General features: G+C 41.7%; 17 protein-coding genes. 9 read left to right on the top strand and 8 right to left on the bottom strand.

Going from position 1 to position 17835, the window contains the following annotated elements:
• Positions 1 to 18 precede the first annotated feature (18 nt).
• Complete coding sequence (locus Q4533_RS09190) at positions 19 to 606, top strand: DUF4136 domain-containing protein (protein WP_102438834.1); 588 nt, start codon at positions 19 to 21, stop codon at positions 604 to 606.
• A gap of 83 nt (positions 607 to 689) precedes the next feature.
• Here Q4533_RS09190 and Q4533_RS09185 read toward each other — a convergent pair whose 3' ends face one another.
• Both Q4533_RS09185 and Q4533_RS09180 read right to left on the bottom strand, forming a co-directional pair.
• Complete coding sequence (locus Q4533_RS09185; protein WP_303502629.1) at positions 690 to 1835, bottom strand: HlyD family secretion protein; 1146 nt, start codon at positions 1833 to 1835, stop codon at positions 690 to 692.
• 2 nt (positions 1836 to 1837) lie between these two features.
• Positions 1838 to 2233, bottom strand: a complete 396-nt coding sequence (locus Q4533_RS09180; protein ID WP_241900959.1) for a DUF3302 domain-containing protein — start codon at positions 2231 to 2233, stop codon at positions 1838 to 1840.
• Between the two features lie 231 nt (positions 2234 to 2464).
• On the opposite strand from Q4533_RS09180, the gene purT reads away from it, so the two are divergent.
• Positions 2465 to 3661 carry a formate-dependent phosphoribosylglycinamide formyltransferase gene (gene purT / locus Q4533_RS09175; RefSeq protein ID WP_102438838.1) on the top strand — a complete coding sequence of 399 codons (1197 nt, stop codon included), beginning with the start codon at positions 2465 to 2467 and terminating at the stop codon, positions 3659 to 3661.
• Between the two features lie 179 nt (positions 3662 to 3840).
• Here the strand turns inward: purT and Q4533_RS09170 are convergent, their stop codons facing one another.
• From Q4533_RS09170 to Q4533_RS09145, 6 genes are all read right to left on the bottom strand, one after another.
• On the bottom strand, positions 3841 to 4299 hold the full coding sequence (locus Q4533_RS09170; protein ID WP_102438840.1) for a hypothetical protein: 459 nt from the start codon (positions 4297 to 4299) through the stop codon (positions 3841 to 3843).
• A 31-nt stretch (positions 4300 to 4330) separates the two neighbouring features.
• Positions 4331 to 5281: a D-2-hydroxyacid dehydrogenase gene (locus tag Q4533_RS09165; RefSeq protein ID WP_102519351.1), complete on the bottom strand. Its 951-nt coding sequence runs from the start codon at positions 5279 to 5281 to the stop codon at positions 4331 to 4333.
• A gap of 14 nt (positions 5282 to 5295) precedes the next feature.
• A complete protein-coding gene (locus tag Q4533_RS09160; RefSeq protein ID WP_303502628.1) occupies positions 5296 to 5910 on the bottom strand; it encodes an outer membrane beta-barrel protein in 615 nt (204 codons plus the stop codon).
• 59 nt (positions 5911 to 5969) lie between these two features.
• Complete coding sequence (gene djlA / locus Q4533_RS09155) at positions 5970 to 6746, bottom strand: co-chaperone DjlA (protein ID WP_303502627.1); 777 nt, start codon at positions 6744 to 6746, stop codon at positions 5970 to 5972.
• Positions 6747 to 6853: 107 nt separating this feature from the next.
• Positions 6854 to 7552 carry an N-acetylmuramate alpha-1-phosphate uridylyltransferase MurU gene (gene murU, locus Q4533_RS09150; protein ID WP_303502626.1) on the bottom strand — a complete coding sequence of 233 codons (699 nt, stop codon included), beginning with the start codon at positions 7550 to 7552 and terminating at the stop codon, positions 6854 to 6856.
• A 58-nt stretch (positions 7553 to 7610) separates the two neighbouring features.
• On the bottom strand, positions 7611 to 8624 hold the full coding sequence (locus Q4533_RS09145) for an aminoglycoside phosphotransferase family protein (protein ID WP_198590507.1): 1014 nt from the start codon (positions 8622 to 8624) through the stop codon (positions 7611 to 7613).
• A 135-nt stretch (positions 8625 to 8759) separates the two neighbouring features.
• Here Q4533_RS09145 and lptD point away from each other — a divergent pair, with 135 nt between their 5' ends.
• The 7 genes from lptD (at position 8760) to Q4533_RS09110 (ending at position 17689) form a co-directional block, all read left to right on the top strand.
• Positions 8760 to 11057: an LPS assembly protein LptD gene (gene lptD / locus Q4533_RS09140; protein WP_102532206.1), complete on the top strand. Its 2298-nt coding sequence runs from the start codon at positions 8760 to 8762 to the stop codon at positions 11055 to 11057.
• Between the two features lie 122 nt (positions 11058 to 11179).
• The gene (gene surA, locus Q4533_RS09135) at positions 11180 to 12484 is read left to right on the top strand and encodes a peptidylprolyl isomerase SurA (protein WP_303458894.1); all 1305 of its coding nucleotides are present in this window, start codon (positions 11180 to 11182) and stop codon (positions 12482 to 12484) included.
• A 9-nt stretch (positions 12485 to 12493) separates the two neighbouring features.
• Complete coding sequence (pdxA, locus tag Q4533_RS09130; protein WP_102438852.1) at positions 12494 to 13480, top strand: 4-hydroxythreonine-4-phosphate dehydrogenase PdxA; 987 nt, start codon at positions 12494 to 12496, stop codon at positions 13478 to 13480.
• Positions 13481 to 13486: 6 nt separating this feature from the next.
• Entirely contained in the window at positions 13487 to 14293 is an 807-nt protein-coding gene (gene rsmA / locus Q4533_RS09125; protein ID WP_076541204.1) for a 16S rRNA (adenine(1518)-N(6)/adenine(1519)-N(6))-dimethyltransferase RsmA, read from the top strand.
• 50 nt (positions 14294 to 14343) lie between these two features.
• Positions 14344 to 14724 carry a Co2+/Mg2+ efflux protein ApaG gene (apaG, locus tag Q4533_RS09120; RefSeq protein ID WP_102438854.1) on the top strand — a complete coding sequence of 127 codons (381 nt, stop codon included), beginning with the start codon at positions 14344 to 14346 and terminating at the stop codon, positions 14722 to 14724.
• A gap of 4 nt (positions 14725 to 14728) precedes the next feature.
• Positions 14729 to 15547 carry a symmetrical bis(5'-nucleosyl)-tetraphosphatase gene (locus tag Q4533_RS09115; protein ID WP_303502625.1) on the top strand — a complete coding sequence of 273 codons (819 nt, stop codon included), beginning with the start codon at positions 14729 to 14731 and terminating at the stop codon, positions 15545 to 15547.
• A gap of 120 nt (positions 15548 to 15667) precedes the next feature.
• Positions 15668 to 17689 carry a methyl-accepting chemotaxis protein gene (locus Q4533_RS09110; protein WP_303502624.1) on the top strand — a complete coding sequence of 674 codons (2022 nt, stop codon included), beginning with the start codon at positions 15668 to 15670 and terminating at the stop codon, positions 17687 to 17689.
• Positions 17690 to 17835: the final 146 nt, after the last annotated feature.

The following is a 17835-nucleotide window of genomic DNA, read 5'->3' as shown; positions in this document are numbered from 1 at the left end:
GATTAACCGGAGCCACTTATGCTATTTCGTGCGTTATTTACAATGTTACTTCTACTAGGATTAAGCGCCTGCCAAAGCACCACAGGAAAGTCAGACTTTGATACCAAATATGACTTTAGTCAGTTAAAACGATTTCATTTTATTGAAGTGTCAAATCAAGGGGATCAACTTAGCGCCGAGCGGATCAGAGCCAGTATACGTGCCAATTTATTAGCCAAAAACTTTATCGAGCAAGTAGAAAATGACTTAGCCGTGAGTGGTGAAGCCACTGGTAATGACATAACTGGTGACTTTGGCGTCAGCTACGCCTTTTTAACCAAGGACAAACCAAAAAGCTCAGGGCTTTCTATTGGTCTAGGTACTGGTACTAGTGGCAGTAATGGTGGTATTGGGATTGGTACTAGCATGGGAATCCCCATCGGCAGTGACAGCGCTAAAATCCAAGTGATTCAAATTGATATTATAGATTTAAAAGATAACCGACTCATCTGGCGCGGCACTGATGAATATGACTTTGAATCTGGTGGTAATGAAAAAGTCACTGAAACGACCAAAACCATTAATACCATTCTGGCTCAGTTCCCGCCTCAGGCTGCTGTAAAATAACAATTAATCTTATTCTTTATAAGTTGCTAAAATAAAAAGTCCGCAATCGCGGACTTTTTTATAAAAGAATAATCACATTATCACTAATGCCCTTCAGCAAACAGATAATTGAGCCAACCTTGCATCCGCAATAACACTTTACGAATAATTGATACATGACTGAAATGCTCGGTATAAATTGCCGCTTGCCCAGCTACACCTGCAGGCAAGCTGGTGCGTAGTTCATCGTCAGCTAACTCGATTAATACTAACACCCGGCCACGCTTAAATAACTCATTTGAAGAGCGCAGCGCACCGCCAAATTGCAGCTCACCTTCTGACATTGCAGGTAATACCTTAACGACTTTACCTTTATGTACTTGGCCAGGCATAGCATCAAGGATAATTTCCGCTTCATCACCTTCTTTTAAGCGCAGTAATGAATTTTGCCAAAATGCACCAGCAAAGTAGCGGTCTTCATCAGGTATAAATGTCATAGTGGGTCGCAGCGGAATAGGCACAGCCATCACCCCCGGACGCAACGCCATTTGAGTGACTATGCCATCAACTGGTGCTTTCACTTCGGTTTGTTCTAAATTAAAGATAGCGGCATCAAGTTCGGCTTTAACCACAGCTACATCAGTATTTACCCCGTCGATGTTTGACTCAAATGCCAGTCTAAAACGGATTTCTTCCGCTAACGCCGATTTAAAAGCAGCTTCTGCTGCTAAATATGATTGGCGTTTATTATCTAACTCAATTTCAGAAAATGGCGAGTTTCTACCACCTTTACGGCGACCTTCATCATAACGCTCAAAGGCAGATTTGGTTCTGTCACGATTAGCCTCTGCTTGCGCTGCGCGGGCAATCGCACTATCCCATGAGGCTTTTAATTGTGGCACGGCTTGCAGTGCATCTTCCAGTGCCGCTTCTTTTTGTTTAACGACAGCAATGAAAGGGGTTGGGTCGATTCTAAATAGCACTTCACCTTTTTTGACAGGGACATTGGGCTTAACATTGACTTCAACCACTAAGCCTTTTACTGCAGGATTGATTGGGATTGAAACGAAATATTCACGGGCAAACTTAGTATAAGGATGGTTATAGTTCATCAGTACTAATAAAGTACCAATTAATACTATTCCGCCTAACACCGCCGTTGGCACAGTCCATTTGTTGAGTGGGATTTTAAAAATTTTGAATATCGCCACACATAAAGCGGTATAGGTTAATATCAGTAACAGATCCATCGCTACGCTCCTTGTTCTGGCTGCGGTTGAGGTTTAACAGCATCGGTGACACTTGCTTGTTCCGATGGCGACTCAATAGAGATTAAACGCTCATTTAGGTCATTAACCTTATCTAACAATTCTTTCACTTCACCTTCCAACATAAGCTCTCGCTTCTTACCATCACTAAAGCCCCAGCCTCTATCTTCGCGGTATAAGGTTGCCCAAATCCATAAGAATGGCCAAATAGCGTGTAGGGTAAATAAACTGACCCAACCAGCGATATGCAAAGCATCCTGCTGTGGGTGATTACGCTTTTTAGCAATTTCATAGGGGATATCATGAATCGCGATAACACCGTAAAAAATAACTAATGCTACAAAAAATAGCAGTCCTAGAGCAAAATAATCCAAAAACATATGACACTCCTATCACAATCAAAGCAAAAGAAATAACAACCAAAATCAACAAACTGGCAACCTCAAGATAACACAAGGCAATAGCTAAAATAACCAATTAAAGTGCTTTATTCGCTATAAAAATAAGAGTTTTCACGTGATCTTTTACACACTTATCGGTTTAGCTAATCAATCAAATACGAATAAAAGGTAAACTGCCTCGGCTATTTTTTCCCCCTACAAGGTTAAATAATGAATAACAATGTCCCTTTCACCTTTGGTACCGCTGAAACTGACGGTGCAGTTAAAGCCATGCTGCTAGGTTGTGGTGAGCTTGGTAAAGAAGTCGCTATCGAATTACAACGCTTTGGCATCGAAGTTATTGGCGTAGATCGCTACCCTAATGCTCCAGCCATGCAAATTGCACATCGTTTTCATGTGGTAAACATGTTGGACGAAAAAGCATTACGAGACGTTATTGAATTAGAACAACCGCATCTAGTGATCCCAGAAATTGAAGCTATCGCTACTCAAACCCTAGTTGAGTTAGAAAAAGGCGGCATCAATATCATTCCAACAGCTAAAGCGACTCAGTTAACCATGGATAGAGAAGGCATTCGCCGCCTAGCCGCTGAAACCTTAGGTATTCCAACATCGCCTTATTTCTTTTGCGATACATTCGCTGAGTTTACTGCCGCAATTGAGCAAATTGGTCAGCCCTGTGTGGTTAAACCTGTAATGAGTTCATCAGGTAAAGGTCAAAGCGTGATAAAAACCAATGCGCAAATTGAACAAGCTTGGCAATACGCTCAAGAAGGTGGCCGCGCGGGTGGTGGGCGAGTGATTGTGGAAGGCTTTATTGATTTTGATTATGAAATCACCTTGCTGACCATTAGTGCTGTCAATGGCATTCATTATTGTGATGCCATTGGCCACAGACAAGAAGACGGTGATTACCGTGAGTCTTGGCAGCCTCAAGCAATGTCAGCAGCTGCACTTACCAAAGCGCAGCAAATTGGTGAGCAAGTAGTAACCGCGTTAGGCGGCTATGGTTTATTCGGTGTTGAGCTGTTTATCAAAGGTGATGATGTTTACTTTTCAGAAGTATCACCAAGACCCCATGATACTGGTTTAGTCACGCTTATCAGCCAAGATTTATCTGAGTTTGCTTTGCATGTTCGGGCTATTTTAGGCCTGCCTATTACCGAAATTAAGCAACATGGCGCAAGTGCCTCTGCGGTTATTCTGGCTGAAGGAAAGTCTGAAAATATTCGCTATCAAGGCGTTGCTGAAGCATTAGTGCAAACGGATACCCAAATTAAGCTGTTTGGTAAACCTGATATTGATGGTAGACGCCGTCTGGGTGTTGCCTTAGCCCGTGATAACAATATTGATAATGCCATAACGAAAGCCATAGCATCGGCGGCAAAAGTTAAGGTTATATTTTAGCTTTACACTATGATAACTCGCCTATTACCACGTCATAATTACGCTTTGTGACCTAGGTTAATGATTGCTCGCTGTAGACATAAACGCCTAACCTCAAGCACATAAAGTACTAAGGTTAGGCTTTTTATTGGATAAATTCGATGTGGTATTAACATCACCTTGAAGGGCTTATGAAGCAGTTAGCTGCTTTTTCTTTTAGGCAGTGCTCTACCTTGCAAATGAAATAACACTAAAATTAACATCCTTAATAAGGATTTAAGTTTACCACCTTGCTCGAAACGCCCCGCTATCATCAACTTTTGCAAAACAAATATTTTACCGTAAACATTGGCAACCAGCTCATCAGAGCTTTTACCGATATATTTATCAAACTCAGGGTAATCAATAATGGCCTTGGCCAATAAGCTATTAGCAGTTAAACGATTAAAGTCATAACCTTGTATCATTGATTGCTTAAACACATCGACATCAATTCCTGCCACGATTTGATCAGCACTAAGACCCTGTTTTAGCCCTACAGCGATAAAATTGATATTGGCTTCAATTTCAAATAACAGCGCGCGTTGCTGGCCTTTATGCTTCTCAACCCGCGCATGCTCTTTTTCAAATACATCGTAAAGCGCTTTCCATAAACTCATATTGCACAAATATCCTTATTTGTTTTTCTGGCTAAGTAACCTGATTACATGGGCTGTTTTTTAAAAATTGCGCCACATTATCCACGGCAATATTTAACAGATTTTGCCTTGCCTCTGTTGTTGCCCAAGCGATGTGAGGGGTAATAATGGTATTTTTAGCCGCTAATAACGGGTTATCAGCCATTGGCGGTTCGCTTGAAAGCACATCAAGTGCAGCGCTAAGGCGGTTGTCATTTAACGCATCTGCCAATGCTACTTCATCCACTAAACCGCCTCGAGCGGTATTAACCAATAAAGCGTTAGGCTTAAACAACTCAAGACTTTGAGCATTGATCATTTTATCAGTGGCTTGATTAAGCGGACAATGCAACGACACGATATCTGACTGGCTTAATAACTTATTGAGCGTCTGCCATTGAACACCTGCAGGTAAATCCGTTTTGGGTGTCGATGTGTTAATTAACACATTCATATTAAATGCCAGCGCTAACCTTGCCACTTGTTGACCAATATCACCATAGCCAACAATGCCTATGGTTTTACCTTTTAGCGATGCTAAAGGTGAAAGCGTAAAACAAAAGTCTCTTGATTGACTCCACTGACCTTTTTTTACTGCTTTATCATGTAAATCCACCTGCTGGGTATGTTGCAGTATTAAAGCAAATACCATTTGCGCCACAGCATCAGGGCCATAAGCAGGCACATTGGTTACAACTATCTGCTGCGCGCTAGCCGCTGCGATATCAACCACATTGGTACCTGTTGCCGTCACACCTATGTATTTAAGCTGTGGACATTGGCTTATCACCTCAGCATCTATTACCGCTTTATTGGTTAAAATTATATCGGCATCTTTGCTACGGGAGATAATATCTGCCGCCATAGTGTGTTCATAAACGCTAAGCTCACCCAGCGCAGCTAACGATGACCAATCTAAATCACCCGGATTTAATGTATGGCCATCAAGTACAACAATTTTCATGTTCGGTCACCTAATTAAAATTTAACCTCTAAACCAATATTGCCCTGCCCTTGCCACATGATATCGGCAGAAATATTCCACACACATTCATTGGGGCCGCAGAAAAAGCTATTGTTTGAGTTAACGAATGTGGCGTAGCCTCTTACATCGGCAAATAAGGCCACTTGAGAGGTAATGTCATAGGCTACGCCGCCGCCAAATCCCATTGAAAAACGGGTTTCAGTTGAAAAGTCATTGCTCGGTCGCATGTGCGTGACACCGGCAGTGACGGTAACGTAAGGTTTAACGCGGCCATTGGGGAAAAATAAACTTCCACCGACATGGAAATAATCAACATCAAGATCAGTAAAGACATCCGCACTAAAAGCATTGCTTCTCAAATCAGTTTTTTGCGTGCTATACAGAAAGTAGATATTACCTGGGTCTTTGGTCGTGACTCCTGCCATAAAGCCATAATGCTCAGATTCGGTTATTTTTAGCTTATCTGTTTGCTGACTATTCAGATCGCCAATGTCAAATTCTGTACTGCCAAAACTATAACCGCCAAAAGGAGCAACAAACACCTCAGCTTGAACAGAGATTGCTAACAACGCCAAACTTACTAGACTCACAGTCGCTTTATATTGCATAGAAAACTCCCTTTAACATCACTTCTTAATGATGATTATTGTGTTTACCACCCCTGCGCTTATTTCATTCCTCGAGATGTTTTAACTGTTTCATAAGCAGATTGAATGTCTTGAGCTTTACTTTTTGCCAGCTCCATCATTTCTTCTGGCAAACCTTTAGCGACCAGTTTATCTGGATGATGCTCATTCATGAGTTTTCGATAAGCACGTTTGATTTCTTGGTCGCTGGAAGACTCCTGCTTACCCAATAGTGAATAAGCGTCTTCAAGCTGCATGTGGCTGCCATTAGCCGTTTGATGATGGTGAAACTCTGCCTGCCAACGATTAAGTAGCGCATCCAAATGAGCTTGGCCTAACCCTAACTCTTTGGCTATGGTTGATAAAATCTGCTTTTCTTTGCTATGTAATTCGCCATCAGACAGTGCGGTTTGAATTTGAATTTCAAGAAACATTTGTAATATTTCACGGCGACCTTGGGTCATCACTCGAAATTCGCGCAGGGTTTTGACTAAGTCGAAATTGGCATCGCGTCCATTTCTAAATGCTGTTTGCGCATCACGTCTTGCATCGCCAGTTAACTTCATTTGATCCATCAGCATAGTGGCAATACGAATATCCACATCCGTCACATGGCCAGAAGCTTTGGCAACATGGCCCATAACTGTAAAGGTTGTATTAAAAAACTCAGCTTGACGCTGATGCCCCTTACGCAGTATCTCGGCAAAACCACTGCGTTTATCGTACATATGCCCAAGCCAAAGCCCTAATAGGGCGCCGAAACCTTTACCAAACATGTAGCCGATAATAAAACCGAAAACCTTACCCCAAATACGCATTCATCTTCCTGTTGTTAATTTGTCTTACTGCTGAGCTCATCACTGTCTATGTCGACTGGTTATTTATGGCACATGTCGTCATGTGCTTACTGCGGCTTGCTTACAATTTACGTTTCTGCCGATATGGTGCCTGTTGCCAAGTAGTTTGTTAACAAGTCTAACCGCTCAATGGTACCTACATCACACCAGTAAGTACTGGTACGACTACCGATAATCTTTTTATCAGCCATTTTGTGACGTAATAATGGCCCTAAGGCTTGCTTACCAGCGCCAATGTCAGCAAACATTTTGGGATGATAAATCCCCATGCCTGAATAGGTTAGCTTATTGGCACCCGCTTGCGCTAATTGCGCTCCAATAATCGCAAAATCACCTTCTGGGTTATGCTGAGGATTATCAACTAACCATAAAAAAGCCTCTAATGCGGGTTCTACTTTTAATTGCGCCATTGCCTGGGTGATATCAGGCAGTTCATCGATATATATATCGCCATTGATAACCAAAAAAGCTTCGTCACCTAATAGGCTTAAGGCTTGTTTAATACCGCCAGCAGTTTCTAAGGCGTTCTCTTCAGCACTATAGTTAATAGTGAGCCCCCACTGACTGCCATTGCCTAGCGCTTGTACTAATTTATGCCCTAACCAAGCATGGTTGATGACAACTTCTTTGATACCAGCGGCGGCTAACTTTTCTAAATGGTAAACAATTAGCGGTTTACCCGCTGCTGCAACCAAAGGTTTGGGAAGTGAATCTGTAAGCGGTCGTAATCGCTCACCACGACCCGCAGCCAAAATCATGGCTTTCATATTTTAATGTCCATAAGGTTAAGCTTATCTGTGTATATTAACGGTAGCCGCACGAATATCATTGATCTGTCGCATCTGCAGTAAAATGCGTTAGCACCTTTTGTTGCAACCATTGACCAAAGTCTTGTAGCTCTGGGTATAAAGCGGCAATATCAACGATGTAACTAAGGGTAAGTGGAATATCCTTCAAATAACCGGCTTTGCCATCACGCAAATTCAGCCGTACAAAAATGCCGGCGGCTTTTATGTGGCGCTGCATTCCCATTAAATCAAACCAGCGCTGATATTGGCTAAAGCTTACACCATCATCAATTAATCCATGCTGAATACATAAATTAAAATGATCCATTTGAAGCTGATTAACCACAGCATCTGGCCATCTCACATAACAGTCTCGCAGTAATGACACCGCATCATAGGTAACAGGGCCAATCACCGCATCTTGAAAATCAATTAAGGCTAATTGTTGCTGATTTATGAGAATATTGCGGCAATGAAAATCACGGTGCATTCCGACACTAGGCTGCTCAATTGCATTGGCGGTTAACACCCCAAAAGCATTCTCGATAATGCCATGCTCATCTTCACTCAGGGTTAATTGCAAATGCTTCAATAACAGCCACTCGGTAAAAATGGCTAACTCTCGCTGCACAAAAGCGGCATCGTATTGCGGTAAATCCCCCTTAATGGTGGACTTAACCTGTGCCACTTGCGGCAATAACCCTAACGCTTGCTGATAAAAATCAATCACAGATTGGTCATTCAGGCGTGTTATGAGTTGCTCATCGCCTAAATCTGACTGCAATACAAAGCCGTTAATATCATCTTGTGCTATAACTTCAGGTACCTTTAGTCCTGATTGTGCGTATGCAGCTGCTAGCTCAATAAAGGGCGCTATAGGTACCAGTTCAACAGGCGAATCAGAGACGATATACGTATTTGCTAAATGCTGAACGCGAAAATAACGACGAAAACTGGCATCACCACAAATGAGTGTTGGGGTGATATCTGTGTTGAAATGTTGACTTAACCACTTACTCAGTAAAATAAATCTTGTATCAGATAAACTCATCTCAATGGCTCTTATGTAAAAATTGCTTTATTATAGCCAACATAACATTTGGAAACAGCTAAAGATAAAATGTTAGCTGTGGCTCTTTTTTCAATTCATTTTGTCTAGACTAAGAATTCATAATCAATTATTAACATGCAGATCCGTTATTTCCTGGCATTAAGCCTGTTACCAAACCTAGTCTTGGCACAAGAGTCTCCTGAAATTGAAGAGGCTCAGCTTCAGTGTGCAGTGCAGGCCCCCGTTTCACCGTCAATAAACGACCGTGATAGCATTAGCAATATTTCAGCTGAAGATATTGTCATTATTTCCGATCGCTCTGAAGCCGCCATGGGCGATAAAGCCCATTTTTCTGGTAATGTCAGTTTCAGCCAAGGTAGTCGCCATATCAGTGCTGACGAAGCCATCTTAGATCAAAAAAATGAACAATTAGATGCTAATGGCAATCTGATTTTCAGTGATGAGCAATTTACCGTAACCGCAGATTCATTAAATGCGCAAATGCTGACCAACAGCGCCACCCTTACTGGGGCTAAGTATTGGCTTAATGGCCAACAAATTAACGGCGATGCTCAGCAATTAAAAATTACCGAACAAAACAATTTAGAGCTCAGTAACACCAATTTCACCACCTGCCCCCCTGGTGATAACTCTTGGCGCCTTGAAGCCAAAGAAATACGCATCGACAGCAGTGAAGAATGGGGTGAGATCTGGGATGCTAAATTACGCATAGCCGATGTACCGATTATGTACATCCCCTATATGACCATTCCGGTTTCAGATAAAAGAAAGTCAGGCTTCTTATTTCCCAGTTTTAGCACCAGTACCACCAATGGCGTTGAAGTCAGTGTGCCTTATTATTGGAATATCGCCCCAGAATACGACTTAACCTTTACCCCAACCTATATGTCAGCCCGTGGGTTTTACAGTAAAACAGAATTTCGATACTTAGCCGGTGAACAACAAAATGGTCAATTCAACTTTGAATTCCTTGCTAATGACGACAAGTTAGATAATAGCCCTGACCGTTACCTGTACCATTGGCGCCATCAAGGCGCAATAAATGACAATTGGCGTGTACAAGCTAACTTTACAGATGTCTCAGACAATAACTATTTCAATGATCTCAGTTCTGATGTTAATCGATCAACGGATAATCAGCTTTCACGTATTGGTGAAATTAGCTACTTTGAACGAGATTGGAACCTCGGCATGCGGGTACAAGACATTAAAGTTCTCGGCGAAGAAGAGAGCCCTTATCAGGTTATGCCTCAGCTGAACTTTAACTATCAGACTAATGATTTTTGGAATGGGTTAGATTTTAAATTCAATTCTGAGCTAACCAATTTTCAACATACAGAAAATGACTATGCCACGGCGACACGTTTTCATATGGAGCCAAGTATAAGCTGGCCGATACAGGGGCCTGCAGGTTCTGTGACCAGTGAAGTTAAATTACTGCAAACCCAATACTGGCAAGACAACAATAACAGCAATGATGAACTGGATGACACGGTTAACCGAACCATTCCTCAAGTGCGAATTCACGGACAAATTAATTTTGAACGTCAGTTAGCCATGCTTGGCAGTAATTACAAACAAACCTTAGAGCCACAATTTCAATATTTATATGTCGGCTACGAAGACCAATCTAATATTGGGGTTTATGATACTGCCCAGTTACAAGAAGATTACTTTGGCTTATTTAGAGACCGCCGCTTTTCTGGTTTAGATAGAATTGCAGACACCAATCAAATAACCTTAGGGGTTACAACGCGCCTCTTTGATGAGTCCAATGTTGAAAAATTTAAATTCAGCATAGGTCAAATTGTGTTTATTGAAGATAGTAAAATAAATAGTTACAACGACATAGAAGCGGACGCATCAACCTCTGTGCTTGCCGCTGAAATCGATGCCAATATGTATCAAGATTGGTTTATTAGTGGTGCTGTGCAATTTGATACTGAAAACGGTGAGAATAAGAAAAGTGAAGTCACCTTAGATTTTAGGCCCAGTAATGACAAATTATTACAGTTTAGCTATCGCTATGTGCCTGATTTGCTTAACACCAACACTAATGACAGAGTGAACATATCTCAAATAGGCATGCGCACCTCATGGCCAATAAGTGATGATTTATATTTTGTCGGTAACTTTTATTACGACTTAAATGAATCAAGAAATATTGAAACCTATACCGGTGTCCAATACGAGTCTTGCTGCTGGGCATTGCGCTTAAGTTACCATTACCGCATTAAAACTAATTACGATGATGATTTAAATCCAAGTTTAGATACCCGAGAAGAGTTTGAAAGTGGTGTATACCTTAACTTTATCATTAAAGGCTTAGGTGGTTCTGGCCCCCTAGGTGTCGAAGACATGCTTGATGACGGATTATTTAACTATCGTAAACCACTTTACTTGAGGAATTAGCCATCATTTGTGGTAGATTGCTGAACCTACTGGAAAACAAACAGTCCTAATAAAAGATAACAACACTGTATGTGGTATATATTCCACTGCAATTAAAACTAAAAGTGCCAAGGATTTCGTGGATGAAACACTGTAAGAAAATGATTTTTGCTTTATTTACTTTGGCAATGAGCCAAGTAACCATCGCGGCGCCAGTTCCCCTCGACCGCGTATCAGTACAAATTAATGAGGGTATTATTCTTGAAAGTGAAATCACTCATATGGTGGCGTCGGTAAAAGCCAATGCGCTAAAAGCAGGCCAAGGCTTACCGTCAGATAATGCACTTCGCACTCAAGTTATTGAACGTTTAATTTTGACTCACTTGCAATTGCAAATGGCAGAACGTATTGGTCTATCTATTGGTGACCTACAGCTTGATCAAACCATTGAGAATATTGCTAAAGAGCAAAAGCTAACGGTTTCTCAAATGCAACAACAAATTGAAAACGAAGGCATGAGCTATGCGCAATACCGTGAGCAATTACGTGAAGAAATCACCCTAGGTGAAATCCAACGTATTCAAGTTCAGCGTCGTATTCAAGTCTCACCTCAAGAGATCAGTAACTTAGTTAAAATGATCCAAGAGCAAGGTTTAAAAGATGTCGAGTTCCAAGTTGGACATATCTTAATTGAAGTGCCAAATAACCCAAGCAGTGAACAACTAGAAGCATCGAGCAAACGGGCGAATATCGTATTAGACCGCTTAAATGAAGGTGAAGATTTTCGCCGTACAGCTATCGCATCTTCATCAGGGCCTAAAGCGCTTGAAGGTGGTATCTGGGATTACATGAGCGTGAACGAAATGCCAACCTTGTTTGCTGAGGTAGTAACTGACGCTAAAACTGGTGATGTCATTGGCCCAATTAAAAGTGCCTCAGGTTTCCATATTATTAAAATCATGGACGCTCGCGGCCTGCAAACCAAAGAAATCAATGAAGTAAGATCACGACATATTCTGCTAAAACCATCACCGATCCTTTCAGAAGATCGTGCTAAAGCAATGCTAGAAAGCTTTTTAGCTCAAGTTCGTTCAGGCGAAGCTGATTTTGCAGCACTTGCCCGCCAATACTCTGAAGATCCAGGTTCTGGGGCAAAAGGTGGTGAATTAGGTTGGGCAGAACCGACTGTATATGTACCTGAGTTTGCTCAAACATTATCAAGCTTAGAAATTAATGAGTATAGTGAACCCTTTAGAACAACCCATGGATGGCACATCGTTCAACTTGAAGAAAAACGTAAAACTGATGCTACTGCTCAGTTTAATAGCAATCGTGCTCACCAGTTGATTTATCGTCGTAAGTTCAATGAAGAGCTACAAAACTGGTTAGATGAAATGCGTTCAGAAGCCTATATTGAAGTTTTTGAACCTGAGAGTACTCGAGGTTAAGCTAACTTAATGACAATACGTATTGCGATTACGCCGGGTGAACCGGCGAGTATCGGCCCAGATCTTGTTATTAAACTTGCTCAGCAGCCATGGCCTGCTGAGTTAGTTGTTTGCGCCGACCCAGAATTATTAACTAGCCGAGCAAAAATGCTTGGCTTGCCGCTGACATTAAGACCTTACCAGCCAACGTTACCTGCTAAGGCTCAGGAAGCTGGCACCTTAACCATTGCGCCATTTACTCTTGCTGCAGAAGTTGAATGCGGCAAATTAAATGAGCTTAACAGTGAATATGTGGTCGACACCTTGCGTTATGCGGGTGAGAAAAACATGACCAATGAATTTGAAGCTGTGGTAACGGGCCCTGTTCATAAAGGCATTATTAATCAAGCGGGTATACCTTTTAGCGGCCATACTGAATTTTTTGCATTACAAGCAAATTGCCAAGATGTGGTAATGATGCTGGCAGCGCCAGGTCTGCAGGTGGCGTTAATGACCACCCACATTCCACTGGCTTATGTTGCAAAAGCCATTACACGCGAGCGTTTACATCATATAATACAAATCTTGCACAGTGAGTTAGTGCAAAAGTTTGGCATTACTTCACCTAAAATATTCGTCTGCGGCCTTAATCCGCATGCTGGTGAAGATGGACACTTAGGCCGAGAAGAGATTGATATCATGATCCCTGCTCTGAATGAACTTAGAGAGCAAGGTATTGATATTGTAGGTCCATTACCTGCAGATACTTTATTCCAGCCTAAATACTTACAAGAAGCAGATGTGGTTCTTGCTATGTATCACGACCAAGGACTTCCAGTACTTAAATCTTTAGGTTTTGGAAAATCGGTTAACATTACCTTAGGTCTTCCGTATATCAGAACCTCTGTCGATCATGGCACAGCTTTAGAGCTAGCCGGAACCGGTGAAGCTGATAGTGGTAGTTTTACCTGTGCATTAAATAAAGCCATTGAATTGGCCTCAAAAGTAAGTAGTTAAATTTTAATGAGCAATAAAGTACATTTAGGCCACACGGCCAGAAAACGTTTTGGACAAAACTTTTTAACTGATGAAAGTGTGATCAGTCGGATCGTGGGCGCCATCTCGCCAGATAATGACCATGTTATGGTTGAAATTGGCCCAGGCCTTGGCGCATTAACTGAACCTGTTGCTGAATCAGTTGATTGCTTAACTGTAGTCGAATTAGATAGAGACTTAGTCGAGCGTTTAGAAAACCACCCTGTATTAAAGCATAAGCTTAATATCAATCAGGGTGATGCACTGAACTTCGACTTTAGCCAGTTGCAACAAGACGGCAAAAAGATGAAAGTATTTGGTAATTTACCGTACAACATCTCAACGCCGTTAATGTTTCACTTATTTGAGTTCGCTGAAATAATTGAAACCATGCACTTTATGCTACAAAAAGAAGTGGTTTTGCGCCTTTCTGCAAGTCCAGGCACTAAAGCTTACGGCCGCCTAACTGTGATGGCGCAGTACTACTGTAAAGTGGTACCTGTACTTGAAGTGCCGCCACAAAGCTTTACTCCGGCGCCAAAGGTCGACTCTGCAGTGGTACGTTTGTTGCCATACGATGTAAAACCATTCCCGTGTAAAGATGTCACCGTTTTACGTCATCTATGTACCACAGCCTTTAATATGCGCCGTAAAACACTACGGAATAACTTAAAGCACATGATAACAGATGATGAGTTCAGCGCGCTGAACATTGATTCGACTCTTCGACCGGAGCAAATAACTGTCGAGCAGTATGTGGCACTTGCAAATTTAGTTTGCGATAAAAATCTATAATTCTAAGGGCACTTTTCATTGAAAGTGCCCTTTCGTTTTTAGGAAGTTTAATGTCCTCTGTAGCCCCCAAAATTAAAATAAAAGTTGAGACTAACTATTTAGAAGAGCAGTCATCAGCAGCAGAATCAAAATATTTATTCAGTTATACCATTACCATCATTAATCTGAGCGACATTGCAGTGACACTCAAAGATCGCCACTGGATTATTACTGACTCAAACGGTGAAAAAAGTGAAGTGCAAGGCCCTGGCGTAGTCGGAGAAACACCGACTATCGAGCCTAATACAGCTTACCAATACTCAAGTGGCACAGTATTAGAAACACCCGTTGGCTTTATGGAAGGCTCATACGGCATGAGCAGCGCCCAAGGTGAAGCTTTTAAAGCTGCAATCCCAACATTTAGATTAGCCGTCCCAGGGATTTTACAATAATCCTATGGCACATTATTTTGTTGGCGATATACAAGGCTGTTTTGAAGAATTACAACTGATCCTCGCTAAAGTGGACTTTAACCCTTCAAAGGATGAACTATGGGTTGTCGGCGATTTAGTCGCCAGAGGTAATGGCTCCTTACAAACTTTACGCTATTTAAAATCATTAGAGGCCAGTGCCAAAATAACTTTGGGTAATCACGACCTGCATCTATTAGCCCTTAACGGCAACATTAAAAGACCCAACCCCAAAGATAAGCTTGCTGAATTGCTAAGCGCTGATGATTTACCCGACTTAATTACTTGGATAAGAAAGCAACCCTTGGTGCAGACACTGCCCTCCCACAATATCATCATGAGCCATGCAGGCATTCCACCGCAGTGGGACTTAGCGACCTTACTCACAGAAGCTAATGCGGTGAGCCAAGCATTACAGCAAGATGATTATATCGATTCACTAATTGCAAAAATGTACACCGATGATGCAGAGCGCTGGGACAGTACAGCCATAGGCTTGCCAAGACTGCGATATTGCATCAATGCCCTAACGCGAATGCGCTATTTGTTTGCTGATGGCAGTTTAGACTTTAAATGTAAATCCCCCATTCAAGACAAACCACCACAACTCACGCCTTGGTTCGAATTCAACTCCCCGTTAAAACAAAGCCACACTTTGGTATTTGGTCATTGGGCGGCGTTAATGGGCGTGGTTAACCAACCTAATATGCAAGCACTGGATACAGGATGTTGCTGGGGAGAGCATTTAACCCTATGGCATTTAGAAACCAACGAAAAAATACAACAGCACAAAATAAAATCATAAATAAATAATTAAACTTTCCAGTAACAAAGCCGATACAGTTATTGGATCTCCAATGATCATACAGCCCTGAGTGATCAAAGAGATAAATTCGGGATAAAATAATAACAGCCGGAGTATGCTATGAAAATTAATGTTGCCACCAGAGTGATTGGCGGTTTTACCGTTGTGACTCTCCTTTTGATAGTTTTAGGTGGCGTGTCTTTGCTCACCAACAATAGCATCAAGGACAGTACTAGCACCTTACAACAAGTTAGTTTGCCTGCCCTTACTGCTACCGGTGAATTAACGCAAAACTTAAGCGCCCAGCAAATTCACATTCTATTCGGTTACTACACTGATCAATCAGCTCAAATTCCAGCAGTCAAAAAAAATATAAACACTGAATCAGTGGAATTTAACAAAAAACTCAATATCTTGACTGGGTTAATTTCTGGTAGACAAGAGTTTTCCAGTAACCTTTCTCAGCTTAAAAACAGCTACCATAATTTTGAAAAAAATAGCGCTTTAATGCTAATAGAGCATGAAAATGCATTATTAAAACATGAACAACTATTACAACTTCGAGATAATTTAGAAGACAGCGCAGATGATGCATCATCGATTTTATTAGACCTGATAGATCTAGAGTTGAGTGAAGATACCACTAAACAAAGTATTGCAGCTGCAGCGGGAGTCGTTGATAGTAATTTCATCAATATTATTACCACCATTTATGATTTAGTTGCCGCTAAAGAAAACGCTAAATATGAAGTAATAGTGAATGAGCTAGAGTACATGCTCAACGATACCCGCACAAAGATTGAGCATATCAACTTACAAGGCCGCGGTATTATTAGCGATAGCACTCTTAATGATTTAAACGTAGAAAGTGATGCTGTATTTGCCCTAGTGACAGGTAATAACTCCATAGTTACCTTGAAAGGCCAGCAACTAAAGCATGATCAAACCGCTGCCGAAATGTTAGCTGCAACCGATAAAGACCGTTTAGACGTTAATGCTAGAATGAACGAGCTAGCTAATAAAATTGAAAACTTCACAGCTAAAATAAGTGACGATGCAATTAAAAATATCGATTCGGCTACTATCCAAACAATGCTGGTAGTTATTCTGGCCATTGTGGTGGCAATTATCGTCAGTTACGCCGTAGTGAAACCATTAACTCGCTCATTAGAAAAAGTAAACCAGGCGCTAAATATTCTTGCCTCTGGAGATTTAACTCATAAATTAGATGATTCAGGCCATGACGAGTTCGCGCTACTAGCTAAAAACTGTAACAGCTTAGTGGATAGTTTAAGTGACTTAATCGTCGGCATTTTAGACCGCTCGAATCAGTTGGCCGCAGCAGCTGAACAAACCTCGGCAATTACTACCCAAACTACATCTGGTATTCAAGAGCAAAAAAATCAAGTGGATCAAGTGGCCACTGCGACAACAGAGCTAAGCTCTAGCGCCCAACAAGTTTCAATGAGCGCCGATCAAGCCCTTGAACAAATTAAGCAAGCCGATCAAGAAACTCAGCATATGCGCACACTTGCTGAAGAGAATAAAGTCACTATTCTTGCCTTAGCAGAAGAAGTCGCTAAAGCGGGCGTGGTGATCAATAAGGTCCATACTGATAGCGCATCAATCGGCTCTATTCTTGATGTAATTCGTGGTATTGCAGAGCAAACTAACTTACTGGCATTAAACGCTGCGATTGAAGCTGCCCGCGCGGGTGAGCAAGGCCGTGGTTTTGCTGTTGTCGCCGATGAAGTGCGCAGTCTTGCTTCTAGAACCCAAGAATCGACTAGCGAAATTCAGCAAATGATTGAAGTGTTACAACAAGGTGCACAACAAGCAGTGACGGTCATGGAATTAGGCCGCACACAAGCAACCAGCTGTGTCGATAAAACAGAACAAGCTAACTTGGCCTTAGAAACCATTAGTCAGTCAGTACATAAAGCTTACGACTCTGGTAATCACATTGCCCAAGCCGCTCAAGAGCAAAACTTGGTCAGTCAGCAAGTCTCTGAAATGCTAGAGCACATTGCTGCTATTTCAGAAGAAACCGCCATAGGCGCAGATCAAACAGCACAATCAAGTCAGCAAGTAGCAATGCTGTCTGAAGAGCTACAAAGCTCTGTGAAGGAATTTAAAGTTTAACGACTCACAGTATCTAAATGTAGAAAAGGCTCTTTAGAGCCTTTTTTATTGCCTTTAAAGCCTAATAGCGCCATGACTTAGCAATGATTTGCGGCAATAAAAACCATAAGCAACAAAAAACCGCCCTAAGGCGGTTTTGGCAGTCA

It is taken from the genome of Shewanella sp. 6_MG-2023 (assembly GCF_030547195.1).
Classification (GTDB): Bacteria; Pseudomonadota; Gammaproteobacteria; order Enterobacterales; family Shewanellaceae; genus Shewanella.
This window is presented reverse-complemented; position numbering and strand designations above follow the sequence as displayed.

Bases quoted from the DNA above. Each gene is read 5' to 3' on its own strand.
- rsmA (WP_076541204.1), top strand. From the start codon at position 13,487: ATGAGCAATAAAGTACATTTAGGCCACACGGCCAGAAAACGTTTTGGA.
- Q4533_RS09110 (WP_303502624.1), top strand. From the start codon at position 15,668: ATGAAAATTAATGTTGCCACCAGAGTGATTGGCGGTTTTACCGTTGTG.
- apaG (WP_102438854.1), top strand. From the start codon at position 14,344: ATGTCCTCTGTAGCCCCCAAAATTAAAATAAAAGTTGAGACTAACTAT.
- lptD (WP_102532206.1), top strand. From the start codon at position 8,760: ATGCAGATCCGTTATTTCCTGGCATTAAGCCTGTTACCAAACCTAGTC.
- Q4533_RS09115 (WP_303502625.1), top strand. From the start codon at position 14,729: ATGGCACATTATTTTGTTGGCGATATACAAGGCTGTTTTGAAGAATTA.
- Q4533_RS09165 (WP_102519351.1), bottom strand. From the start codon at position 5,281: ATGAAAATTGTTGTACTTGATGGCCATACATTAAATCCGGGTGATTTA.
- djlA (WP_303502627.1), bottom strand. From the start codon at position 6,746: ATGCGTATTTGGGGTAAGGTTTTCGGTTTTATTATCGGCTACATGTTT.
- Q4533_RS09185 (WP_303502629.1), bottom strand. From the start codon at position 1,835: ATGGATCTGTTACTGATATTAACCTATACCGCTTTATGTGTGGCGATA.
- Q4533_RS09170 (WP_102438840.1), bottom strand. From the start codon at position 4,299: ATGAGTTTATGGAAAGCGCTTTACGATGTATTTGAAAAAGAGCATGCG.
- pdxA (WP_102438852.1), top strand. From the start codon at position 12,494: ATGACAATACGTATTGCGATTACGCCGGGTGAACCGGCGAGTATCGGC.
- Q4533_RS09180 (WP_241900959.1), bottom strand. From the start codon at position 2,233: ATGTTTTTGGATTATTTTGCTCTAGGACTGCTATTTTTTGTAGCATTA.
- purT (WP_102438838.1), top strand. From the start codon at position 2,465: ATGAATAACAATGTCCCTTTCACCTTTGGTACCGCTGAAACTGACGGT.
- Q4533_RS09190 (WP_102438834.1), top strand. From the start codon at position 19: ATGCTATTTCGTGCGTTATTTACAATGTTACTTCTACTAGGATTAAGC.
- surA (WP_303458894.1), top strand. From the start codon at position 11,180: ATGAAACACTGTAAGAAAATGATTTTTGCTTTATTTACTTTGGCAATG.
- murU (WP_303502626.1), bottom strand. From the start codon at position 7,552: ATGAAAGCCATGATTTTGGCTGCGGGTCGTGGTGAGCGATTACGACCG.
- Q4533_RS09145 (WP_198590507.1), bottom strand. From the start codon at position 8,624: ATGAGTTTATCTGATACAAGATTTATTTTACTGAGTAAGTGGTTAAGT.
- Q4533_RS09160 (WP_303502628.1), bottom strand. From the start codon at position 5,910: ATGCAATATAAAGCGACTGTGAGTCTAGTAAGTTTGGCGTTGTTAGCA.